Consider the following 24,189-nt stretch of genomic DNA (forward strand, 5'->3'; position numbering starts at 1 on the left):
TCTTCCTTCGTTCTTCAGGATCGGCGGCACCGGCTGCAGGCGCAGGGGCGACCGCCGCGGACAGCGGCCGTGGCGGTCGGGAAGACCGCCACGGCCGAGGCGACGGACATCGGCAAGGATCAGAAATCGGCGCGGAGGCCCAGGCTGATGCGACGACCCGAGAACTCGTACATCGTCGGGAAAGACGGATCCATGGTGTAGCCGGTCGTCTCGTTGTCGGTCACGTTGATGCCCTTCAGGCTGATCTTGACGCGATCGGTCAGCTTGTAGCCGATGGAGATGTCCACCTGGTCGTAGGCATCGCGCCAGATGGGATACATCTCGTAGCCGATGCCCTCGACGTACTTGTCCTTGTAGTTGTAGGAGACGCGGGCATCGAAGCGGTCGTTCTCGTAGTACAGGGTGAAGTTGTAGGTCTTGTCGGCCAGGCCCACCGGCGGGGTGGGGATGCCCAGGTCGGATTCGCCGGTGAGGGAGGTGTCCAGCAGGGTGTAGTTGGCGTTGATGCCGAAGCCTTCCAGCGAACGATGCAACATGCTCAGCGGCAACTGCGCGATCAGCTCGATGCCGTTGACCTCGTACGAACCATCGGCGTTGACCGGCTGGTAGACGTCGAAGTCGTAGTAACCGTCGAGCGTGCCGTTGGCGTTGAGCTTCTCCACGTTCCTCACCACGCCGGTCAACTCGTTGCGGACGACGCCCTCGATCTCCTTCCAGAAGTACGACGCCGCCAGCAGGCCGCCGTTCTGCAGGTACTTTTCCAGGCCCACTTCCCACTGCTTGGCGTTGGTGGGCTTCAGGTCGGGGTTGCCGTCGGTGAAGCGGAACGAGTTCCAGCTGGCCGTGCGCTTGTAGGCGATGTCGGTCAACGCCGGGCGCATCAGGGTCTCGGAGGCCGCGGCGCGGAGCAGCAGGCCGTCGGATAGCTCGGCCGTCATGTTCAGGCTGGGCAACAGGTCGGAGTAACTGCCCTTCTTCGAGACCGGCGCATCGGTGTAGCCGGAGGAGCCGTCCGGATTCTGGATCTGGTGGAAGCCGGAGGAAAGGACGGACGTGTCCACGAAGCGCGCGCCGGCATTCGCGACCACTGGCACGCTGCCCACGTCGAAATGGAAATTGCCCATCGCATACACGCTGGCCACTTCCTCGTCCACCCGGTAGTACTGGCCGTCGTCGAACGGCGTGACGAAGCCCGGGTAGCGGAAGGTCCTGCGGGCATAGTCGTTGGACGCCTGCCTCCAGTCGAGATTCTTGGGACGATAGGATCCACCCGGGACGATGTCGGTCACCCACCGCAGTTCGCTGTCCGCCAGGGTGCGGGTGTTGACCCAGGAACTGTCGCCCGGCCCCGGGCCCTGGATGTTCAGTGCGCCGTAGTAGCGCTCCTTGGACTTGTCCGTGTAGCGCGCGCCGAACTGCACGCTGCTCAACGCCGGCAGGAAGGCCAGGTCGAGCGATTTCGCGAAGTTCACTTCGGCGGCGTACTTGTCGTCGGTCACCTTCTCCAGCGTGGTCTCGTAGGCCTCGAACAGGTAACGCTCCGGCGAGTCGTACATGTCGAAGCTGGCCGGGTCGGCGCTGGGAATGGTCTCGCCGCTCCTGCCGGTCCAGCGCGTGCGCGAAGGCGCATAGGCCACGTGCTTCAGGTTGGCGAAATCGGACGTCTTCTCTGCGCCGGAATAGCCCACCAGCGCATCGATGGTCCACGTGCCGGTCTTCCAGTCCATGGCCACGCTGTACTGGCTGTAGTCGGTATTCTTGATGAATTCCTTGCTCAGGAATTCATGCTGGGTGGCGGTATAGGACACGTCGCGCAGCACGACCATGCCGTATTTGGAGAGCGTGGTGTCGTCGTACTCGTGGATGGTATCCAGCGTGCTGCGGCTGGAGGCGGAATAGGCCGCGGCGTCGTACTCGTCCTCGACGGTGTCGTAGCCGCCCACCATGGCGTCGAAGGTCAGGCTGAAGTTGCTGCTGGGCTTGTACTGCAGCGACGCTGTGGCGCCCCACTTGTCCTGGTCGTTCAGGTAGATGCGGTCGCCGACCTTGTCCTGGAAGATGATGCGGTTGGTCTCGTCCCGGTCCAGCGGATTGCGGACGATGACGCCGGCATCGCGCTCGAGGACTTCCGCGGCCTGGTCCGCGCGCGGGCCGGTGGCTTCCAAGAAACGCGACATCGGCCGGAAGTTGATGCCGGAGGTGGAGTCGGTGCGGTTGGTGCGTTGCGCCTTGGAATAGGACACCAGCGCGCCCCAGTCGCCCCACGTGTCGCTGGCCAGGAACGAGAACTTGGGGTCGGTCTCTTCCGAGATGGAGTTGTAGGCGCCTTCCGCCGAAGCGACCAGCTTGCGACCGTTGTAGTCGAAGGGGCGCGCGGTGGATATCTGCACCGAACCGGCGATGCCGCCCTCTTCGTCCGCGGCGGTGGGCGACTTCTGCACCGTCACCTGCTGGATGATCTCGGAAGCGAAGATGTCGAACTCCACGTCGCGTCCGCCGCTGCCCGAGGCCGTCGCCAGGTCGTTGATGGACACGTGGGTGAACTCGGAAGGCAGGCCGCGCACGTTGACGCGGGTGCCCAGGCCCTTGTTGCGTTCGATGGTCACGCCGGGCATGCGTTGCAGGGCTTCGGAGAGGTTCTGCTCCGGGAAGTCGGCGACATCGGTGGCGACGATGGAATCGGAGAACGCGATGTTGGCCCGCTTGATGTCGACCGCCTGTTCCAGGCTGCGGCTGTAGCTGCCGACCACTTCGATGCTTTCCAGTTCCTGCGGGGCGACGTCGGCCTGCAGCGATGCGGCGCCGTCCGGCGCGGTGCCGGTTGTCGGCGGCGCTGCCGCGGGAACGGCCTCGGCGGTTTCCGCCTCGATGGTCACCGTGGTGGCGTTGAGATAGCGGTAGCGCAGCCCGGTGCCGTCGAGCAGTTGTTCCAGCACTTCCTCCGGCGGCAGGCCGGCGGGAATGGCGCGGGTTTGCGGATTGCCGGCCGCCTGCGCACTGTAGACGAACTGCAGGCCGGTCTGGCGCGACAGCGCATTGAGCGCACGATCCAGCGGTTGCGAGGGAATGGCCTCGGTCGCGACGCGGGTTTCCTGCGCGTTGGCGGTCGTGGCGGCGGTTTGCAGGGCAAGAGCGATCGAGAGGAACAGGATTCGGCGCATCGTGGGGTCCAGTGGGGTGGTGTGGGCGGCGCGACGCGCGATCGTTCGCGCATGCCTGGACTACGATTGCGTTGAGCGGAAACCGGGCACCGTTTTTTCGATGAATTTTTTCTTACAGGGGACAGGGACCGGGGACCATAGGCCAGGGGAAGGCGTAGGTTCGCTGGCTTCTCTCCGGCCCCTGCTCTTCTCAACGCGCGTGGCTTTGCACTCTGATCTCGTTCGCCGTGACCACTGTCCGCAACGCGGGTTGCTCGTCGAGAAAGGCGCGCAGCGATTCCAGGTCGTCGCCGCTGAGGTTGCCGGTCAGGCGCAGTGCGCCCGCGGCGGGATCCTCCACGTGCAGGCGGACCGCGCTCAGCCGGTTGAACTGGTCGGCGACATCGCGCAGGGGTTCGTCGCGGAAGACGACGCGCCTCTCCCACCAGGCCGTCATCATGCCGACATCCTCGTGGCTCACACTGACGGCGTGATCGCGGTAATCGATCCGGGCGCTCTGCCCGGCGCGCAGGTCGGCCAGGAGCCGGCCCGCGCCCGCGTCGCCGACGACGCGCACGCGGCCTTCGGCCACGTCGATGCGCGCCTGTTCGCGCCGAAGCGAAACATCGAATGTCGTTCCGATGTCCTGTACCTGCAGGCCGGCCGCCTGCACCGTGAAGGGACGCCGGTCGGCGGCGACGACGAAGCTGGCCTGCCCGCGCGCCAGTTCGACGCGGCGCTGGAACAGGCCGAAGCGCATCGACAATTCGCTTTCGGCGTTCAGGTGCACCACGGTGCGGTCGGGCAGTTCGAAACTGCGTGGCGCGCCATGCGCGGCGACGTAGTGCCGGGATTGCGGCCACGCGACGTGCGCCGCGATGCCAAGGCAGACCAGCACGGCCGCAGCCGCGACCGCGCGAGGCAGGCGGCGGCGACGCGGGCGGGCCGCGGCAGGCGGAGACGAGGAGCGCCTGGCCGGCAATGCGACCACGTTGTCGGGTACCGCCTGCGCGGGTTCCTTCCCGGCGATCAGCGCCTCCAGGTCGATCGGCATCGCGCGCATGGCGTCGCCAAGCTCCCCCGCCACCCTGCCGACGGCCAGGTATTCGCGCAGATGCTCCGGCGAAGCCACCAGCCAGTCCATGAACCGCGCCTGCTGCATCGCGCTCAACCCGCCCTGGCGTTGCAGCGCATACCAGTGTGCGGCCTCCTGCGTGGCGCGCTGCGGATGGGATCCAGGTCGGTTCATCGCGCCTCCGTGGCGGCCAGTGCCTGCCGGCATACGGACAACCCGCGCACCACGTGCTTCTTGACCATGTGCGGCGACACGCCCAGGCGTTCGGCGATCTGCTTGTAGCTCATGCCGTCGCGGTACTGCATCACCAGCACCGCGCGGGTACGCTCGGGCAAGGTGCCCAGCAAGGCCTGCAGGCGTTGCCGCCGCTGCGCGCGGTCGGCCGCGTCCTCGACGCTCTCTTCGGCGGCGAGCAGCGTGGCGACGTTCTCGAGTTCCTCGATCGGGACCAGCGACCAGCGGCGGCGCATCGCCTGTTCGCGCGCGAGGTTCAATGCGACCGTGAAGAGATACGCCTCGGGATTGGCGATGGCGCCGCCTTCGCACTGGTGCGCCCGCAGCAGGCGCAGGTAGGTTTCCTGCACCATGTCCTCGGCCTCCTCTTTCGCGCCGCGGCGCGTGAAGAACCCGCGCAGCACCGGTCCGTGTTCCGCGAACATGCGCGCCAAGCCCCGCCTTGCCTGTTCGGCCACCGTACCGCCCTGCCCCCTGGAATGCGGCAGCGTAGGAGCGCCATATGACGGTGCCGTGACGGTGCGATGGCCGGGACGGAGACGGCGGGTGCGGCGAGCGCGCGCTCAGAACGATCTGCGCAGCACCACTTCCCAGCCGCGCGGATCGCCGAGGTAGACCATCGTGCCGCCCAGCGCATGGATCACGTAGGTGCGGTCGCCCAGGTTGCGGCCGCGCAGCATCAGCTCGGTGGAATCGTTCCACTTCCAGCCCGCGTGCGCGCCCCAGACCGCGTAGCCCGCGGTGGACAGCGTGTTGGCCGCATTGGCGTAGCGCGAGGACACGCCGCGGACGTCGATGCCGGCCGACCAGCGATCGTCGAAGGCGTAGTCGATCCACAGATTGCCGACGCGCGAAGGCGTGTTGGTCGGCCTGTTGCCCGCGCGCGACACGGCCGCGCCATCGACGTTCTCGTGGAAGTCGTCCAGCGTGGCGTCCACCCAGGCCAGGTTGCCCTGCACGTTCAACGCCTCGACCGGACGCCAGCCGAAACCCGCCTCCACGCCGCGCGCGGACTGCCGGCCCACCGGCAAGGTCTGGCCGGGATTGGCCGGGTCGGTGATGGCCAGGTTGCGGCGCACGATGCGGTAGGCCGCCAGCGTGGCGAAGCTACGCCCGTCGCGCGACTGGAATTTCGCGCCGATCTCGCCCTGGCGACCGGTGGCGAGGTCGAAGTCGCGCAGCGTGGCGAAGTTGGCGGTGCTCAGGATGCCGGCCGGCGGGTCGGCGGCGGTGCTGACCTGCGCATACACGCTGGCCTGCGGCGTCAGCGCCCGGTTGAGCGCGATGCGTCCGGTGGTGGGCGTGTACTCCCGTTCGAAGCGGGCGGGATTGGTCGGTGTCGCCGCGCGGTGATTGGCGACGTCCAGCCGGATGCGGTCGCGGCGCAGCCCGGTCAGCAGCGACATCGACGGCGTCAACTCGGTCAGGTTCTCCACGAACAGCGCCTGCGTGTGCAGTCGGTTGGTGCGATCCGGCGCGTAGACGATGGCCGCGCCCGGCACATCGAGGAAGCGGCCCGGCGCCACCGCATCCAGCGGCACCGTATCCACCGTGGCCGGCAACGACAGCGGGAAGCGCGTCTGCCGGTTGTAGCTCACGTCCAGGCCGATATTCCATCGCGAAGACAGGCCGCCCAGTGCACCGTCGTGCGCCCATTCCAGCTTGTTGCCGTAGACCTGCTGGTCGTGGCGCTGCAGCAGCGTGCCGGAACGGACCACGCCGGTGTTGTCGGCGGTCAGGCGGTAGCTTTCGACATTGCGGTAGTCGCGCAACGCATCGTAGTGGTAGACCGTGTTGCGTAACGTATCGGTATCGCCCAGCGTCCACTCCAGCAGCGAACGCGCCCACAGCACGTCCTGGCCGTAGTAGCCGTCGCCGACGTTGTAGTTGCGGCCGATGGTTTGCGGCAGCACCGACAGGCGCCCTTCCGCGGGCTGCCGTACCGGCGTGCCCCAGTAGGGGCGGTGGCTGTGCTCCTGCTGGTATTCCAGCGCCAACGTGTGGCGCAACAGGGGTGTCAGCTGCACCAGCCAGGACGCCGCCGCGGTCAGCGCCTCGCGTTCCTGGGCGTCGATGGCGCTCTCGCCGTCGCGCGCGCTCACGTCCAGGCGCACGGCCTGCCGCGCCTGGTCGCCGCCCGGGCGCAGGTTGGCGCCCATCGCCAGCGTGCCGTCGTTGAAGGAACCCCATGACGCCAACAGCGCGGCTTCGTCGCGGTCCAGCCGCGCGAGGCGCGTGACATAGTTGATCGTGCCACCGACGGCGCCCGCGCCGTAGAGGAAGCTGGACGGACCGCCGACGGCCTCCACCCGCTCGTACTGCCAGGCGTCCACCGGGCGCGCGGCGATGCCGGCGTACTGCACGTCGATGCCGTTGAACAACTGCGTGATCTGGCTGCCGGAAAAGCCTCGGTACGTCACCGCATTGCCGTTGCCGGGCGGCGAGGCCACGGTGAGGCCGGGGATGCCGAACAGCGCTTCCTGCGTGTTGCGCGCGCCGCGCGCATCCAGCGTGTCGCGGTCGATGACGGTCACCGACGCCGGCGTCTCCATCACGCTCAGCGACAGCCGGGTCGCGGTGCCGGCCGTGTTGTCCAGTCCGCTCTTGCGGCCCTTCACCTCCAGGGTGTCGAGCGTGGTGGTCTGGGCGATGGCGACGAGGGGAAAAGACGATGCGATGGCAACGACAACGGACAGGCACGACGCACGCGGCGTCCTGCGAAGGGAAATCGACATGGGAACTCCAAAGCACAAGGGTGCGGCATGGCAGCCGCATGGGAATGAGCGCGTTCTTGTGATTCAGAGCAGGATCGGCGGACCTTGGCCGCCCAGTCCGCGGAGGTTGGCCGCGGCGCGCAATCGCGGCGTGGCGATGCGTGCGACGTCGCCTGTTCCCATGCGCGGGAACAGGATGCAGAAGACCAGCAGTACCAACGGCAGCGATGCCGCCAGCGGGCAGTAGGCGCAATCGTCGCCGGCCGGCATCCCATCGGGAACCGGCAACTTCTTCGCCGGCGACTGCGCGCCGGTATCCACCCACGCCAGCCCCGCGGTGGTGCACAGCTCGTTCCAGCCCGCCAGCACCTGTGTCGTGCCACTGGCCAGCACGCGGCTGATCGAAGGCGCGAACGCCATCGACAGCACGGCGACCAGCGCCAGCCGGCTCATGGTGCGGAGGAATGTCCGGGAACGGATCACGCGCGCAAGACAGATATCAGGGGGTGGCATCGACGCCGGTCATTGTGCCCGGTCGCCGCATTCGGCAGAACCGGGACCGGTGCGACAAAACGTCGCACGCGCATGCCGTCTCATCGCACGGTCGCGCCGCGCACCAGCGGCTTCCCATCGGCCACGTCGGTCCATGCCAGCCAGGCGGCATCGCCGGCCCAGGCCAAGCGCGGCATGCCGCTGGCGCGCCCGCGCGCGGCGACCGTCGCCACCTCGATACGTTCGGGCTCGCTCCAGTGCAGGTCGTAGCGTCCCAGCACCAGCCGTTGCGAGTCGTCTTCCGCCTGCTCCAGCCAGGCCGCCAGCAGCCGTTCTCCGCCCAGGGCCAGGGAGAGGCGCCCGAGTACCTGGGTTCCCTTCGCCAGCGTGACCGGGGGTTGGAACGTATCGCCCGCATCGTCCGAGCGCGCGGCGCGCACTTCCGGTTCGCCGCTGGCTTCCGTGTACCACGCCGCCCAGACCGTGCCGCCTTCCGCGACCACCACCGGACCGTTGACGGGACAGCCGGCGATCCGCCAGCCATCGGCATGCACGTCGCGCGGCGCGGTCCAGGCCATGCCATCGAAGCGGACGATGCGGGTGTCGCGGATCTCATCCTGCGTGCGCCCACGGTAGACGACCACCGCGCCACGCTCCGTCATCGCCGACGAGGTCGTGCAGCAGTCGCAGGTGGATGCATCCAGCGGCCATTCGCCCTGCTGCGCGGCCTGCGGATCGTGGACGGCCGCCCGCAGCATCATCGCCGCACCGCCACCGTGGCCGTGTCCGTCGTCGTGGCCCTCATGTCCGCCGACTGCGGCCTTCTGCCGGCTGTCCAGCCAGGCGATGCCCAAGCGGTCCCTCGCCTGCGGCCAGAAGGTCACGAAACCGTGGTCGCCACGCGTGCCGGCCGGATGCACCAATCGCGGGGCCGTCCAGGTCGCGCCACCGTCGCCGGAACGCACCAGGTCGATGCCGTAGTCCATGCGGCCCGGCCCGGTGCTGCGCAGCCAGTGCGCCCACAGCGAACCATCCTGCAGGGCATACACATGCGGCGTGTCGGCCCAGTTGAGGAACCAGTCATCGCCTTCGGCAATGGTCAGCGGGGCGTCCCATGCATTGCCTTCTCCAAGGGGTGAAGTACGGCCGAGCCGCAGGCGATGACGGCCCTCGCCCACCGGTTCGACCCAGCTCAACAGCAACCCGCCGTCCGGCGACACCGCCAGGTCCGGTTGGGCGGAACCTGCACCCACCGGCAACGTCCAGGGGTGTACTGCCGGCTTCGCGACGGCGGGGGCTTCGTTTTCCCTGGCGGATTCCGCCGTCGGCGCGCCGCATGCGGCCAGCATGGCCAGCGCCACGCCCAGCACGATCGCCCCGCTCCAACGCCCCCTTGCCTGTGCCGTCATCGCCCTTTCCCGTCGCCTGGCCCGAGCCGCCATTGCAGCATACCGGGCGCCCGTTGGGCTGCGGCGGTGTGTCGCAGCCTTACACCGAATCCGCGCGCGGCGGAAGATTGGAACGAAACCCCGGCTGCGTTACGGTGCGCGCATGACCGACCCGGCCCGCGACGTCCTGACCCCCAGCCAGCTGAACACGCTGGCGCGCGACCTGCTGGAAAGCGCGTTCCCGCTGATCTGGGTGGAAGGCGAACTGGGCAACGTCACCCGCCCGGCCTCCGGACACCTGTACTTCACCCTGAAGGATGCGCGCGCGCAGGTGAAGTGCGCGATGTTCAAGCCGAAGAGCCAGTGGTTGAAGTTCGCGCCGCGCGAAGGATTGCGCGTGCTGGCGCGCGGGCGGCTGACGCTGTACGAGGCGCGTGGCGACTACCAGTTGGTGGTCGACCACCTGGAGGAAGCGGGCGAAGGCGCATTGCGGCGCGCGTTCGAGGAACTGAAGGCGAAGCTGGCGGCCGAAGGCCTGTTCGACGCCGGGCGCAAGCGCCCGCTGCCGGCGCACGTGCAACGGCTGGGCGTGATCACCTCGCCCAGCGGCGCCGCGGTGCGCGACGTGCTGAGCGTGCTGGAACGCCGCTTCCCGCTGGTGCAGGTGGACGTGCTGCCGGTGCAGGTACAGGGCGAGGCCGCGCCGGCGCAGATCGTCGACATGCTGCAACGCGCCGCGCGCAGCGGCCGCTACGACGCGCTGCTGGTCGCCCGTGGGGGTGGTTCGCTGGAAGACCTGTGGGCCTTCAACGACGAACGGCTGGCGCGCGCCATCGCCGCCTCGCCGGTGCCGGTGGTTTCCGCAGTGGGTCACGAGACCGACTTCACCCTGGCCGATTTCGCCGCCGACCTGCGCGCGCCCACGCCGTCGGTCGCCGCGGAACTGCTGGTGCCCGACCGGCGCGACCTGCTGACGCGCGTGAACGTGCTGCAACAGCGGCTGGCGACCACGCAAACGCATCGGCTCCGCCAGGCCATGCAGCGCGCCGACCGCGCCGCGCTGCGCTTGCAGGCGCTGCGCCCGCAGGCACGGCTGGAGATGCTGCGCCGGCGCGAACAGGACGCCGTGCGCCGCCTGCATGCATTGTGGCGCGACCAGCACGCACGCCGGCTGGCTGCGTTGCGCCACGCCGCCACGGTCCTGCGAGCGCATGCGCCGCAACGACGACTTGAACAATTGCGCGAACGCCTGCTGGCATTGGCACCCCGCCCGCAAGCCGCCGTGGCCCGCACGCTGCAACGCGATGCCCTGCGCCTGCGCGGACTGGCGCGCTCGCTGGAAGCGGTCAGCCCGCTGGCTACCGTCGCGCGTGGCTATGCGTTGGTCACGCAGGAAGACGGAACGCTGGTGCGTTCGGTGAATCAGGTGCAGGCCGGCGATGCGGTCAATGCACGCCTCAGCGACGGCACCCTCAAGCTGCGGGTGGAATGAACCTTCTCCGTGGGAGCGACGTGAGTCGCGACTGCAAACCCCGAATCCGTCATGTAACCCTAACCACCCCCGGCCTCATGGCTGAGTTAAAAACCCTTGCGTATCCGGTCGCGACTCACGTCGCTCCCACAGGACCGAACCCGGGTTAACCCCACTCCCGCACATGGCGCGTTGAAACCTCCGTCCCAACCACGGAGTCCCGCCATGTCGCACCGTCGCCTTTATTACACGCTGCTGGCCGTCGCCATTCTGACCGGCTGCAGCACTTCCAGCCCCACCGCGCAGGATGCGCCGGCCGAAGAAGCGGCGGCCTCGGCCGCTGTCGCCGCCGCGGAAGCCGCCGCCAGCGCTGCCGATGCCTATGCCACGCGCCGCGAACGGCAGGCTCTGGACAGTGTCGTCGTCACCGGCACGCGCATCCAGGCCGAGGCCAAGGCCGCGCGACTCGCCTATGCTCCCGCTTCCCCGCCTCCACCCCCGGCGTCGGTTGCGTCCGTTCAATACCGCGTTGCGGGCCTGGTCGCGCCGACGATGCCCTACCCGCAAGCGCAGCCGGCCAACACCGAGAAGTACGCCGCGCGCGACGACAATCCCGTCCATCGCACCATCGACCAGCCGGTCTCCACCTTCTCCGTGGACGTGGACACCGGCAGCTACAGCAACGTGCGGCGGATGCTGCGCGATGGCGTGCGTCCGCCGGCGGACGCCGTGCGCGCGGAGGAATTCGTCAACTACTTCCGTTACGGCCATGCCGCGCCCGTCGACCGCAGCCGGCCGTTCCGGGTGACCACCGAACTGGCGCCCGCGCCATGGAACGAGAAGCGCCAGTTGCTGATGATCGGCATCAAGGGCTACGACGTGCCCAAGGCCACGCTGCCGCCGGCCAACCTGGTGTTCCTGCTGGACACCTCCGGTTCGATGGACTCGCCGGACAAGCTGCCGCTGCTCAAGCAATCCTTCGCGCAACTGGTGCCGCAACTGCGCAAGCAGGACCGCGTGTCCATCGTGGTCTATGCCGGCTCGGCCGGACTGGTGCTGCCGCCCACCCCGGGCGACCGCCACGACGAGATCCTGGCCGCGCTGGACCGCCTGCAGGCCGGCGGCAGCACCAACGGCGGCGACGGCATCCGGCTGGCGTACGCGATGGCGAAGCAGGCGTTCGTTCCCGACGGCGTCAACCGCGTGATCCTGGCCACCGACGGCGACTTCAACGTGGGCACGGTCAGCCAGCAGGCGCTGGAAACGCTGGTGGCCGACCAGCGCAAGTCCGGCATCGCGCTGACCACGCTGGGCTTTGGCCAGGGCAACTACAACGATGCGCTGGCCGAACGGCTGGCCGACGTGGGCGATGGCAATCACGCTTACATCGACACGCTGCGGGAAGGCCGCAAGGTGCTGGTGGAGGAAATGCAGTCCACCCTGCTGACCATCGCCCGCGACGTGAAGATCCAGGTCGAGTTCAACCCCGCCGTGGTCTCCGAATACCGGCTGATCGGCTACGAGAACCGCGTGCTGGCCAACGAGGACTTCGCCAACGACAAGGTCGATGCCGGCGATATCGGCGCGGGCCATGAGGTCACCGCACTGTACGAGATCACGCCGGTGGGTTCCGGCGCCGACCGCCTGCCGGCGTTGCGCTACGGCGCAAAGAATGCGGCGACGGCGGGCGGCGACACCGATGAGCTGGCGCACCTGCGCCTGCGCTACAAGCTGCCTGGCGAGGACGCGAGCAAGCTGATCGAGACGCCGATCGCACGCGCGTCGCTGACCCGCCAACCCAGCGCCTCGTTCCGCTTCGCCACCGCCGTCGCCGCCTATGCCGACCTGCTGCGCGGCGGCCAGCGCATCGAGAACTGGAACTGGAACGACGTGGCCAGTGCCGCGCGCGGTTCTGTCGGCAGCGACCCGCACGGCCTGAAGGCCGAATTCGTCGGCATGGTGGAACAGGCACGGCAATTGACGTCCGCGCAAAGCGACGCACCGGCGATCGCGGGCGAGTGATCGATGCCTCGGGCGTGGAGCAGGATGCCCTGCTCCACGCCTCCCTTGTGGAAGCGACGTCAGTCGCGACCAAAATTTGGAGAGCCCAGGAACTGGACACGGCTCCACGCGGATGAAATCGGATGGGGTGCTCTCTTTAACCTCATCTCGCCTGAACTCATCTCCAGTGCTCCCTCAGCCCCTTCGGTCGCGACTCACGTCGCTCCTACAGGGATGCTGCTTTGCCGTGCAGGGCGGTCAGGCGTGCACGGGAAGATGGGGCATGTGGTTCCACGCTTGGTCTCCGGTCGCGACTGACGTCGCTCCCACAAGGGATATCCCCGTAGGGTGCGCCCTGGCGCACCGTGTCGCGGACTCTGGACGTTCGGCATGCGGCGGATGATCCGGGCACAGCGCCGGTGCACCGGGGCGCACCCTACGCGGGCGCGGTGCCGTCGGCGATGTCGTCCATGCTGGCGGCGGGCCGGCCCAGCAGGTAGCCCTGGCCCAGTTGGCAACCCAGTTCCAGCAGGGCCTGGCGTTGCTCGTCGGTTTCCACGCCTTCGGCGATCGTCTCGATGCCCAGCGTGCCGGCCAGGGCCAGGATCGCGCGCACCAGGGCCAGGCTTTCGGGGCGCGCTTCCACGCCCAGTCCGGCGATGAAGCTGCGGTCGATCTTCAGCACCGAGATCGGGAAGCGGTGCAGGTAGGACAGCGCCGAGAAACCGGTGCCGAAGTCGTCCAGCTGCGCCAGGATGCCGTGTTGCCGCAGCGTGCGCAGGATGCGCAGCGTGCGCGGCGCATCGTCAAGCAACGCGACCTCGGTGATTTCCACGCGCAGGCGCGAGGGGTCCGCGCCCTGTTCATCGAACATCGCCAGCAGGCGGTCGGCGAAATCCGGCGAACGGAAATGGCGCGGCGACACGTTGACGGACACGTAGCCCTCGCCGCCCCGCGCGATCTGCTTGACCACCTGTTCGTACAGCAGCCAGTCGACCTGTTCGATCAGGCCGCTGTCCTCGCCCAGGCTGATGAACTCCGCCGGCAGCAGCAGGCCGCGGCGCTCATGCTGCCAGCGCAGCAGGGCTTCGTAGCCGATCACCTTGCCGTCGTCGAGGCGGCGGATCGGCTGGTAGAACGGCAGGAAATCGCGGTGGTTGATGGCGCGGCGCAGGTCGGCTTCCAGGTCCAGGCTCTGCATCGCCGCTTCGCGCATCGCTTCGTCGAACATGGCGCAGCGGTCGCGGCCCTGCTCCTTGGCACGGTACATCGCCGCGTCGGCGTCGCGCAGCAGTTCCTCGCCGTTGCGGTAGCGCGGATGCCACACGGCGATGCCCAGGCTGGCCGACGGGAACAGTTCGCGCCCGGCGACCCACATGGGCCGGCCCAGCACCGACAGCAGGCGCTGCGCCAGGTCGCGCACGTTCTCCACGCCGTCGGCGTATTCGACCAGGATCGCGAACTCGTCGCCGCCCAGCCGCGAGACCACGTCGTTGCCGCGCATCGTCATGGTGATGCGGCGCGACACTTCCACCAGCAGTTCGTCGCCGGCGGCATGGCCCATGCTGTCGTTGACCAGCTTGAAACGGTCCAGGTCCAGGAACAGCACCGCGAACGCCTGTCCGTCGCCGTGGCGCGCGCGCTCGATGGCGGCGGACAGGCGGTCCAGCAGGTGCGGGCGGTTGGGCAGGCCGGTCAGCGCATCGTGGGTGGCCTGGTAGGTCAGCTGCTGCTCGGCGCGCAGGCGTTCGCCGATCTGCGCGCGCAACTGGTGGTTGGCTTCGGCCAGTTCGCGGGTGCGCTCGTCGACGCGGCGCTCCAGTTCGGCATGCGCGCTGCGCAGGCGCTCCTGCGCACGCTGGCGGTCCAGGCCGTTGCCGATGTGGTGGGCCACGAAGGTCAGCAGGCTCTGGTCGTGGGTGTTGAACGCCACGCCGTCGGAATAGCTCTGCACCACCACCGCGCCCACGACATCCTCGCCCCGGAACAGCGGCACGCCCAGCCAGCTGAAGGCCGGCGGGCCGTGTTGCAGCAGCTTGCCCTCCTCGGCAAGGCGCCCGATCACGGCGCGGTCGGCCAGCAACGGCTTGCCGGTGGCGATGACGTATTCGGTCAGGCCGTTGGTCATCCGCCGCGACTTGCGCATCGGGTCGCGCTCGTCGATCGAATACGGGAACTGCAGCGTGTCGCCGTCGTCGGACACCAGCGCGATGTAGAAGTTGCGCGCGTTGATCAGTTCGTCCACCACCACGTGCACGTCGGCGTAGAAACGCTCCAGGCTCTCGGAGGTGATGGCCAGGTCGGTGATGCGGAACAGCGCGCGTTGCAGCTTCTCGGCGCGCTTGCGCTCCATGATCTCGGCCTGCAACTCGCGGTTGATGCGCTGCAGTTCGTGGGTGCGCGCCTCGACGCGGTTCTCCAGTTCCACGTGCGCGTACTTGCGGTCCAGCGCGGTCAGGATGTGCTGGGCCACGTAACCGAGCAGGGCGCGGTCCTCGTCGGCATAACTGGCCGGCGTGTCGTAGCTCTGCACGACGATGGCGCCGCAGACACGGTCGTCGCGGCGCATCGGCACGCCCAGCCAGTCCAGGCTGTCCGGGCCGTGCGACGGGTCGCGGATCACGCCCAGTTTCTGCCGGATCACCGCCGACGGCCCCCGCAGCGGCTGGCCATGGCGCAGCAGCGCGAAGGTCATGCTGTTGGCCATCTCGTCTTCGCCGAACTCGCGATCGGGCTCCGCCACATAGGGGTCGCGCTGGTCGGCGAAGTAGAGGAACCGCACCGTGCGGCGCTGGTCGTCGTACAGCACGATGTAGCAGTTCTCCGCGTACATCAGCGAGTTCACCACCGCGTGGATGCGGCGGAGCATCTCCGGCATCTCCAGGTCGGCGCCGGCCAGGTCGGCGATCTCGTACAGCGCCTGCTGCAGGCGCTTGGATTTTTCCAGCGAGACGATGCGCGCCTGCGCGCGGGTGGCGTCCAGCGACGTCACCAGCAGCGTGCGCGCCAGCAGCAGCCAGGGCTCTTCTTCCTCCGCCGGCAGCGGGCGCGGCAGCGACACCGCCAGGGCGACGCGGGCATTGCCGTCGGCATTGTCCCAGGCGTGCACGCGCAGTTCCGGGTTGTCGTGCTCGGCCTGGGGGTCGGCCAGGGCCTGCTCGGCCCGCCGGCGCAGCGCGCCGGTCGCGCCCGCGGTGGCCGCCCCGCCATTGCCCAATGCCCAGTCGCGCCAGCACACGGCCAGTTCCGCCCCTTCGGGCAGCATGCCGCGCAGGATCGTGACGATCCTGTCGGCCGGCGACGAGGCAGGCTCGGCGGCCGGTTGGTCGGCGCTGATGGTTCGCGTGGACATGACCGGTTCCAGTGGAGTCGGTGCGGCGTGGTGTCTGGATTCCCCTTGGCGAGCATACCGCCAGCCGCCCCCTGAACGGAAACGGGCGGACGAACCCCATGCCTTCCCATGGGCCGTTGGAGAAACCTGTGTCCGACCGCAGCGCCATCGCCTTCCACTCTGCCCCTGCGGGCGCCCCGGCGCCCGGACGGCTGAACCGGCCGCACCGGCGGACGGCGGACGGCTTCACGGCCACGCGCGGACCGCTTACGCTGGCGGCGGTGAACGACCTAGCAGAACCCGCCGACGAGACCCTGATGCTGGCCTACGCCGCCGGCGATGCGTCGGCCTTCGAACAACTCTATGCCCGCCACCGCGGGCCGCTGTACCGCTTCCTGCTGCGGCAGCTGCGCGACAACGCGCTGGCCGACGAGTTCTTCCAGGATGTCTGGCAGCGGGTGATCGCCGCGCGCCAGGGCTGGAAACCGGAAGCCGCGTTCGGCACCTGGCTGTTCCGGATCGCGCACAACCGGCTGAACGATCACTGGCGCGGACTCAAGCACCGGCCGGCCGCACCGGAGGACGCCGAAGAACGCACGGCGCGGGTGCCGGACCCGGACACCCCCGAGCGGCAACTGTCCGATTTCGAACAGCGCCGCCGGCTGCAGCTGGCCATGGACGAACTGCCGGACGAGCAGCGCGAAGTGCTGCAGTTGCGGCTGGAACAGGAACTGACCCTGGAGGAGATCGGCGAAATCACCGGCGTCGGCCGGGAAACGGTCAAGTCGCGGTTGCGCTACGCGATGGACCGGTTGCGGATGAGACTGAAAGAATGAAGACGCCCCACGAACCCCTGACGCCGGAAGAACGCGAGTTGGCCGCGCAGCTGTCCAGGCTTGGGCCGCATGGCGGTCCTTCGCCGCAACTGGACGCCCGCATCCTGTCGGCCGCGCGCACCGCCGTGCAGGGTACGGATGCCGCCCGCGCGCCCCGTACACGCTGGCCGTTGCGGCTGGGCGTGGCGGCGTCGGTGCTGCTGGCCGTCGGCGTGGCCTGGCAACTGCGGCCGCTGGAAGAGGTCCCCGTGGCCAGCGAAGTGCCGGCAGCGGTGGTATCGGCGCCGGCGGCGGCCGACGCGGGCGCGCCTGCGGAAAAGAATGCCGGCCTCGTGTCCGAACCGGCGCAGGACGTGGCCGCCACCGACCCGGCCCGGCAGAACGCCGAAGCGGCCGCGCGCCAGGAAAGCGCGCCGCGCCGCAGCCCGCTGTCGATCATTCCCGCCGTGCCCGGCCTGCCGGTTCCGGCGGAATCGCCGCCGCCCGTTGCCCGTCGCGCGGCGCCGCAAGCCTTCCCCGAAGCACCACCGGCACGGGACGATGCGCTCGACCGGGTCGCGGCACGCCTCCCGCCGCCGCCTCCCTCCCCACCTGCCCCGGTGGCCGTACCGGAAACGCGTGAAAAAGCCATCCTGTTCCGCGCACCAGAGGCGCAACAACACGAACAGCGGGACGCGCGCGGATTGGCGCTGCGCGAGGAGGAAACGGCGGCGGAAGCGCGCAAGCTGGAACAGGTCGTCGTCACCGGGACGCGTATCCGCTCCTCCGATGCCGCCGATGGCTACCGGACCCGGGGCCTCAACGCTCCCGCTTCCGCGCCACCGCCGCCACCCGCCCCGGCGGCCAGCGCCGGCAGCAACGCCGAACCCAGCGCGGCCCGCACCGCGCTGCGCCGCACCGACCTGCAGTTGCCGGTGGACCAGGACACCCACCTGCCGCCCGGGGAATGGCTGGACCGCATCCGCCTGCGCCGTGACCTGGGCGATGCCGCCAACGCCACCCGCAGCCTGCAGCTGTTCGTGCAGGAGCACCCGTTCCAGCGTGTCCCGGAAGACCTGCGCCCGCTGCTGGGCGAACCATGACCGATACGCTGGCCGCACCCGCCTCGCACGTACTGGAGGTCAAGCACAGCCGTTTCCTGGCCCAGGCCGCGCCGGTGGCGACGCCCGACGAAGCGCTCGCCTTCCTGCGGCAGGTGGGCGATGCGGACGCCACCCACAACTGCTGGGCCTACCGGATCGGGGCGGAATACCGCTCCAGCGACGATGGCGAACCCGCCGGCACGGCCGGCCGGCCGATCTTGGCCGCCATCGACGGACAGGGCTACGACCGGGTGATGGTGGTGGTGACCCGCTGGTATGGCGGCATCAAGCTGGGCGCCGGCGGGCTGGTGCGCGCCTATGGCGGCGCGGCGGCCGAATGCCTGCGGCTGGCCGAGCGGCAGCCGCTGATCGCCATGCAGGCCCTGGAACTGGCCTGCCCCTTCGACGACTTGGGCCACGTGCATGCGGCGCTGACCGCTCATAAGGTCGAGAAACAGGGCGAAATCTTCGACGAAACCGGGGCGCGCCTCAGCCTGCTGCTGCCGGCAGACCAGGTGGATGCCTTGAAAACCCAGTTGCGCGACGCCACCCGTAACCGGGTGCGCTTCTTCGACGCGGCAGAATGAGCCGATCACGATAAGGTGACAGGTGTTTATGGGAGGGGCTTCAGCCCCGACCGGAAGGCATGGTGGCCCATCGGGGCTGAAGCCCCTCCCACAGCCACCTTGACCATGGAAACCCAATGAACGACAGCGCCGGGAACCCGGACACCCGCACGCCCCCCAAGCCCAAGGCCAGACTGGGCAGCCTGCGCGCCCTGTGGCCCTTCGTGCGCCGGCACGGCGGGTTGTTCGCCGCGTGGCTGTGCGCGCTGGCGCTGGCGTCGGCGGCGACCCTGAGCCTGCCGGTGGCGTTCCGGCAGATGATCGACAACGGCTTCACCGACGGCGCCAACATCAACCGCGCCTTCGTGTTCCTGTTCGTGGTGGCGGTCGTGCTGGCGCTGGCCAGCGCCGCGCGCTTCTACTTCGTCTCGCTGCTGGGCGAAAAGGTCGTCGCCGACCTGCGTGGACAGCTCTACGGCCACCTGATCGGGTTGGACGCCGAATTCCACGACCGCACCCGCAGCGGCGAACTGGTCTCGCGGCTGTCGGCCGACAGCGAACTGCTGCGCACGGTGGTGGCCACCAGCATGTCGGTCGCCCTGCGCAGCAGCGTCACCGTGATCGGCAGCCTGGCCATGCTGTTCGTCACCAGCCCGCGACTGGCCGCCTTCGCGCTGATCGGCATCCCGCTGGCGGTACTGCCGATCGTGCTGGGCGCGCGGCGGCTGGAGAAAGCCTCGCGCGCCAGCCAGGACCGCGTGGCCGACGCCAACACGCTGGCCAGCGAAACGCTGGGCGCCGTGCGCACCGTGCAGGCCCATGCGCGCGAACCGTACGAGCGCGGCCGTTTCGGCGCCGCCGTCGCCACCGCGGTGGAAACCGCGCGCAAGCGCATCCGCGCGCAGGCCTGGGTGACGGCCGCGGCCATCACCCTGATCTTCGGCGCGATCACGCTGGTGTTGTGGTCCGGCGCGCACGATGTCATCGACGGCACGATGAGCGCCGGCACGCTGGGGCAGTTCGTGCTGTACGCGCTGATCGGCGGCGGATCGGTCGGCGCGCTGGCGGAGGTGTGGAACGAATTGCAGCGCGCGGCCGGCGGCATGGGCCGCATCGCCGAACTGCTGGGCGAAACCCCGGCGATCCGCGCCCCCGCGCAGCCGCGTGCCCTGCCCTCGCCGCTGCGCGGCGAGATCCGTTTCGACCAAGTGGTCTTCCGCTATCCCTCGCGCCCGGACCTGCCGGCGCTGGACGGCTTCGACCTGACCGTGCGTCCCGGCGAGACCGTGGCGCTGGTGGGGCCTTCGGGTGCGGGCAAGAGCACGGTGTTCTCGATGCTGCTGCGCTTCCACGACGCGCAGGCCGGCGGCATAAGCATCGACGGCGTGGACCTGCGCGAACTGGACCCGGCGCGACTGCGCGAGCACATCGCGCTGGTGCCGCAGCAGCCGACCATCTTCGCCGCCAGCGCGGCCGAGAACATCCGCTACGGCAAGCTGGACGCCACCGATGCCGAGTTGCAGGCGGCGGCCGAGGCGGCCGAAGCGGACGATTTCATCCGCGAACTGCCCGGAGGCTTCGACAGCCAGTTGGGCGAGCGTGGCGCGCGCCTGTCCGGCGGCCAGCAGCAGCGCATCGCCATCGCGCGCGCCCTGCTGAAGGACGCGCCCATCCTGCTGCTGGACGAAGCCACCAGTGCGCTGGATGCGCAGAGCGAACGCGCCGTGCAGCACGCGCTGGAACGCCTGATGGACGGCCGCACCACGCTGGTCATCGCCCATCGCCTGGCCACCGTGCTGAAGGCCGACCGCATCGTGGTGATGGACCGCGGCCGCATCGTCGCGCAGGGCACGCACGAGGAACTGCTGGCGCAGGACGGCCTGTACGCGGAACTGGCGCGGTTGCAGTTCCTCGACTGAACGCCCCTGCGTAGCGCTACCCGGCCCGTTGCTGGCCGGCGTGCTCGACCAGCCCGTCCACCACCGCCCGCACGCCCGGCAACAAGCCGCGGCGATGCGGCATGACGATCGTGGTCGTCACCCGGCCCGCGTGCCAGCCCGGCAGCACCCGCAGCAGCCGGCCCGAGGCGAGCGCGTCGCGGCAGATATGCTCGGGCAGGCAGGCGATGCCGAGTCCGGCTTCGGCCGCGCCCAGCAATACCACCGACTCGTTCGCCGTCATCCTTGGTCGCGGCGCCACCGTCACGCGACTGCCATCGGCATCGGTCAAGGTCCATTCGCGCGCATGGCTGCCGACCAGCAGGCCGGCATGCTGCTGCAGCTCCGCCGGCGCCAGCGGTTCGCCATGTTCGGCAAGATAGCCGGGCGCCGCCAGCAGGACGATGTGCTCCACGTCCAACGGCCGCTGCACCAGCCCCGAGTCGGGCAATGGCGCGAAGTGGCTGCGCAGAGCGATGTCGTAACCTTCCTGCACCACGTCGACGAAGCGGTCGGTCACGTCCAGGTCGATGTGCAACCTGGGGAATGCGCGCGCGATCCGCGGCAGCAGTTCGGCCAACAGCGATTGCGCCGTCGGCACCGAGGCGGTGATCCGCACCGTGCCACTAGGCTCGGCCACGCGCCGCCGCACCACGTCCTCGGCCGCCTCCATCTCGATCCGCGCCGCGCGCGCATGTTCGTAGAAATCCCGGCCCACCTCGGTCAGCGTGAAGCTGCGCGACGTGCGATGGATCAACCGCGCGTCCAGCGACGCTTCCAGTGCCGCGACCCGCTTGCTGAGCGTGGACTTGGGAATGCCCAGCGAACGCGATGCCGCGGCAAAGCCCCCGTGCTCCACGGCGGCGGCGAACATCAGCAGGTCGTTCAGGTTGAGCACGCCTAAAGTCCTCATTCATGGACGATAAGTCCATTTTCACCCTGCTACACGATCAATGTCCACACAGTTACCGTGTTCCCACTGCCCGGACCTTCGCGTCCACAACCTTTGGAGAACACCATGTCCCCCATCCTCTTCTACGGCGTCCCCTCCGCCTGCTCGTTCGGTTCCATCGTCGCGCTGGAATGGCTGGGCCAGCCCTACCGCCTGTGTCGCGTCGACATGCCGGAAGGCTTCACTGCCGACTACCTGCGCGTGAACCGGATCGCTGAAACCCCGGCCCTCATCACCGCCGATGGCCATGCGCTCACCGAGAGCATGGCCATCCTCAACCACATCGGCGGCCTGGGCATCGGGCGCGGCCTCGGCTTCGCGCAGGGCACGCGCGACTTCGACCTGCTCAACCGCATGCTGGCCTACCTCAACACCACGTTCTTCAATGCGTTCTCGCCGCTGTGGTACGCGCTGGAGCACGGCGTGGAAGGCGCGGCGAAGGATGCGTTGACGCACTATGGCCGCGACAACGTCATCAAGGCGCATGCCCAACTGGAAGCGATGCTCGGCGACGCGCCATGGCTGCTCGGCGAACGGCGCACGCTGGCCGATGCGTACTACATCGGCATCGCGCGCTGGACGAAGTACCACGATGCCGTCGACCGTCGCGATTACTCCCGCCTGCAGCGGCTGTACGACAAACTGGAAACCGACCCCGCGGTGGCCTTCGCCCATGCCATCGAGGAACAGGCAGCCGCCACCGGCGCGGGCGGATTCCAGGGGCACGTCAGCCTGCAGGATGCGCTCGAGGCACTCGCCCGCGAGGATGCCCTTGCCGCATAGGGTGGTATCGCCGGCATGCCGGAACCCACCTGCCGTCGCACCGGGAGATCCCGGTGCGGTCCGGCCGGACCATCGTGCTCAGGATGGGTTGAGCTGGTGCAGCAGGATCGCATTGCCCTCGCTGTCCAGGCACACGCGCATGCGGCAGCGCGGGCCGTGGATCCGGCCAGCCCGGGTTCCAATCCCAGCGTTTCCTCGTAGAACTTCCGTGCACGCGGCACATCGGTGGCGGGATACAGGACGAAGGCGATCTTCCTGAGCATGCGATGGACTCCCTGTGGCATCGGCCGGGAAGTATCTGCCCTGCCCTGCCGCACGCGCGCGCCGCCCGTCGAATCCTCGACGCGCACACATCGCGCCGGGCCTTCATCCTCCGTCCGCAAGCGCCCGGCAGTGGCCCGCCGTTTCCTCGTCCATCGGGAAGCAGCATTCGATGTGCACTTCGTCCAGGGTGACGTCGCGCGGCGTGGCGAAGGTGGTGATGGTGGAGAAGAAGCGCAGTTCCACGCCGTCGCGATGCAGCACGGTGGTCAGCAGCGGGGACGGCATCGCCGACAGGTCGCGGTGCCGCCAGCGCGCGGGAACGCCGGGACGGGCCAGCGCTTCGTCCAGCAACGCCTTAGCGGCATGATCGGTGGGCGTCGCCGCCACGTGGTCGTGCAGGTGCCGGATCATTTCGCCGGCCACTTCCTCCCAGTTCGCCACCGACGCGCGCAGGTCGTCCGGGTCGAAGAACTGCCGCACCATGTTGGCATGCGCGCTGGGCCGGCCGCCGAGCATGAAGCGGTTCACGCGCTCGGCGCCCCGGTTGGCCATCAGCACGTCCCAGTGGCGGTTGATCAGGAAGGCCGGATACGGTTCCTGCTGCGCCAGGATGAGATCGATCGCGCGCCGCATCTGCGCCAGTTCCGGCGTGCCCAGCGCGGTCTCGGGGTATTCCGGCGCATAGCCCGCCGCCAGCAGCAGGGCGTTGCGCTCGCGCAGCGGCATTTCCAGCGTGTCGGCCAACCGGGCGACGGTGTCGCGGCTGGCCTGCGCCTTGCCGGTCTCGACATAGCTCAGGTGGCGCGTCGAGATGCCGGCGGACAGCGCCAGGTCCAACTGGCTCAGGCGCCGCGCCGCGCGCCATTCGCGCAGCAACGCGCCCACCGGGGCGGCGGAAAGCGAAGGGCGGCGTGCGATGCGGGCGTCCATGCCGGCGAGGATAAGCCGCGCGGCTTGCGCAAGGCCATGACCTGGCAGGTCATGACGACATGACCTTGCGCGTCATTGATGCCAGGTCGCCCGTGGCCCAGGCTTCGCTCACTTCCCATCCCACACGAGGCAAGGCATGACCACGCAAACCGACAAGGCCCGGCTGTTCCATTCGCTGCATGCGGGCGACCGCCCGCTGGTGCTGTTCAACATCTGGGATCCCGGCAGCGCCAAGGCGGTCGCCGATGCCGGCGCACGCGCGCTGGCTACCGGCAGCTGGTCCGTGGCGGCCGCCAACGGCTACAAGGACGGCGAACACCTTCCGCTGGAACTGGCGCTCGACAACCTCGCACGGATCGTGGCCAACACCGATCTGCCGGTCACGGTGGACCTGGAAAGCGGCTACGGCGCCACCGCCGCCGAGGTCGGCCGCACCGTCCAGCGCGCGATCGAGGCCGGCGCCGTGGGCTGCAACCTGGAGGACAGCCATCCCGCCGACGGCCGCCTGCGTCCGCTGGCCGAACAGGTGGAACGGTTGGTGCAGGTACGCAAGGCCGCCGACGCATCGGGCGTCGCGCTGTTCATCAACGCGCGCACCGATGTGTTCTTCCAGAAGCCGGCGGAGGCGCACGATGCGGAGATGGTCGCGCAGGCATTGGAACGTGCCCGTGCCTATGCGGCGGCCGGTGCGGATGGCCTGTTCGTGCCCGGACTGGTGGATGGAACCCTGATCGCGAATCTGGTCGCAGCCTTGCCGCTGCCGGTCAACGTCATGGTGGGCGCGGGCACCCCCGCGCTTGCGCGACTGGCCGAACTGGGCGTGGCCCGCATCAGCCATGGACCCGGCCCCTATCTCACCGCGATGCGGACACTGGCCGAGGCCGCCGCGAAGGCGAGTGACTTCTGATCGGAACGGCCGCCCCCAATGCGTAGGGTGCGCCCTGGCGCACCATGCCTATCCATCTGGCGTGGACATCGGAAGACGACGCGGAT

The 24,189-nt window shown here is 69.1% G+C and carries 17 protein-coding genes; 8 read left to right on the forward strand and 9 right to left on the reverse strand.

Annotated elements, in window-relative coordinates:
* Window positions 1-119: 119 nt before the first annotated feature.
* The 6 genes from AAD027_RS10785 to AAD027_RS10810 all read right to left on the reverse strand — a co-directional run bounded on the left by AAD027_RS10785 (window position 120) and on the right by AAD027_RS10810 (window position 9,064).
* Window positions 120-3,161 (reverse strand): TonB-dependent receptor, encoded by a 3,042-nt coding sequence (locus tag AAD027_RS10785; protein ID WP_341726035.1) that lies wholly within the window; start codon window positions 3,159-3,161, stop codon window positions 120-122.
* 190 nt (window positions 3,162-3,351) lie between these two features.
* Complete coding sequence (locus AAD027_RS10790; RefSeq protein WP_341726036.1) at window positions 3,352-4,389, reverse strand: FecR family protein; 1,038 nt, start codon at window positions 4,387-4,389, stop codon at window positions 3,352-3,354.
* Window positions 4,386-4,907: an RNA polymerase sigma factor gene (locus AAD027_RS10795; RefSeq protein ID WP_341726037.1), complete on the reverse strand. Its 522-nt coding sequence runs from the start codon at window positions 4,905-4,907 to the stop codon at window positions 4,386-4,388. The genes AAD027_RS10790 and AAD027_RS10795 overlap by 4 nt, the downstream gene beginning before the upstream one ends.
* Window positions 4,908-5,012: 105 nt before the next feature.
* Window positions 5,013-7,184, reverse strand: a complete 2,172-nt coding sequence (locus AAD027_RS10800) for a TonB-dependent receptor (protein ID WP_341726038.1) — start codon at window positions 7,182-7,184, stop codon at window positions 5,013-5,015.
* Between the two features lie 63 nt (window positions 7,185-7,247).
* Window positions 7,248-7,616 (reverse strand): DUF2946 family protein, encoded by a 369-nt coding sequence (locus AAD027_RS10805; RefSeq protein WP_341726039.1) that lies wholly within the window; start codon window positions 7,614-7,616, stop codon window positions 7,248-7,250.
* A gap of 140 nt (window positions 7,617-7,756) precedes the next feature.
* Window positions 7,757-9,064, reverse strand: coding sequence for a hypothetical protein (locus tag AAD027_RS10810; RefSeq protein WP_341726040.1), 1,308 nt, complete (start codon window positions 9,062-9,064; stop codon window positions 7,757-7,759).
* Window positions 9,065-9,206: 142 nt separating this feature from the next.
* On the opposite strand from AAD027_RS10810, the gene xseA reads away from it, so the two are divergent.
* Both xseA and AAD027_RS10820 read left to right on the forward strand, forming a co-directional pair.
* Complete coding sequence (xseA, locus tag AAD027_RS10815; RefSeq protein ID WP_341726041.1) at window positions 9,207-10,535, forward strand: exodeoxyribonuclease VII large subunit; 1,329 nt, start codon at window positions 9,207-9,209, stop codon at window positions 10,533-10,535.
* Window positions 10,536-10,739: 204 nt separating this feature from the next.
* Window positions 10,740-12,536 (forward strand): vWA domain-containing protein, encoded by a 1,797-nt coding sequence (locus AAD027_RS10820; RefSeq protein WP_341726042.1) that lies wholly within the window; start codon window positions 10,740-10,742, stop codon window positions 12,534-12,536.
* A gap of 415 nt (window positions 12,537-12,951) precedes the next feature.
* Here the strand turns inward: AAD027_RS10820 and AAD027_RS10825 are convergent, their stop codons facing one another.
* The gene (locus AAD027_RS10825) at window positions 12,952-15,867 is read right to left on the reverse strand and encodes a bifunctional diguanylate cyclase/phosphodiesterase (protein WP_341726043.1); all 2,916 of its coding nucleotides are present in this window, start codon (window positions 15,865-15,867) and stop codon (window positions 12,952-12,954) included.
* 296 nt (window positions 15,868-16,163) lie between these two features.
* Between AAD027_RS10825 and AAD027_RS10830 the strand changes: the two genes are divergently transcribed.
* From AAD027_RS10830 to AAD027_RS10845, 4 genes are all read left to right on the forward strand, one after another.
* Window positions 16,164-16,682 (forward strand): RNA polymerase sigma factor, encoded by a 519-nt coding sequence (locus AAD027_RS10830; protein WP_425605446.1) that lies wholly within the window; start codon window positions 16,164-16,166, stop codon window positions 16,680-16,682.
* The gene (locus tag AAD027_RS10835) at window positions 16,679-17,764 is read left to right on the forward strand and encodes a hypothetical protein (protein WP_341726044.1); all 1,086 of its coding nucleotides are present in this window, start codon (window positions 16,679-16,681) and stop codon (window positions 17,762-17,764) included. The genes AAD027_RS10830 and AAD027_RS10835 overlap by 4 nt, the downstream gene beginning before the upstream one ends.
* Entirely contained in the window at window positions 17,761-18,351 is a 591-nt protein-coding gene (locus AAD027_RS10840) for an IMPACT family protein (protein ID WP_341726045.1), read from the forward strand. Before AAD027_RS10835 ends, AAD027_RS10840 begins: the two co-directional genes overlap by 4 nt.
* Window positions 18,352-18,467: 116 nt before the next feature.
* Entirely contained in the window at window positions 18,468-20,249 is a 1,782-nt protein-coding gene (locus tag AAD027_RS10845) for an ABC transporter transmembrane domain-containing protein (protein WP_341726046.1), read from the forward strand.
* A gap of 16 nt (window positions 20,250-20,265) precedes the next feature.
* Here AAD027_RS10845 and AAD027_RS10850 read toward each other — a convergent pair whose 3' ends face one another.
* On the reverse strand, window positions 20,266-21,180 hold the full coding sequence (locus AAD027_RS10850; RefSeq protein WP_341726047.1) for a LysR substrate-binding domain-containing protein: 915 nt from the start codon (window positions 21,178-21,180) through the stop codon (window positions 20,266-20,268).
* 105 nt (window positions 21,181-21,285) lie between these two features.
* Between AAD027_RS10850 and AAD027_RS10855 the strand changes: the two genes are divergently transcribed.
* Window positions 21,286-22,002 (forward strand): glutathione S-transferase family protein, encoded by a 717-nt coding sequence (locus AAD027_RS10855; protein WP_341726048.1) that lies wholly within the window; start codon window positions 21,286-21,288, stop codon window positions 22,000-22,002.
* A 366-nt stretch (window positions 22,003-22,368) separates the two neighbouring features.
* On the opposite strand, the gene AAD027_RS10860 is transcribed toward AAD027_RS10855, so the two are convergent.
* Entirely contained in the window at window positions 22,369-23,196 is an 828-nt protein-coding gene (locus AAD027_RS10860; RefSeq protein ID WP_341726049.1) for a helix-turn-helix domain-containing protein, read from the reverse strand.
* A 136-nt stretch (window positions 23,197-23,332) separates the two neighbouring features.
* Here AAD027_RS10860 and AAD027_RS10865 point away from each other — a divergent pair, with 136 nt between their 5' ends.
* Complete coding sequence (locus AAD027_RS10865) at window positions 23,333-24,103, forward strand: isocitrate lyase/PEP mutase family protein (RefSeq protein ID WP_341726050.1); 771 nt, start codon at window positions 23,333-23,335, stop codon at window positions 24,101-24,103.
* Window positions 24,104-24,189 lie beyond the last annotated feature (86 nt).

The organism is Pseudoxanthomonas putridarboris (assembly GCF_038321125.1).
GTDB classification, from domain to species: domain Bacteria; phylum Pseudomonadota; class Gammaproteobacteria; order Xanthomonadales; family Xanthomonadaceae; genus Pseudoxanthomonas_A; species Pseudoxanthomonas_A putridarboris.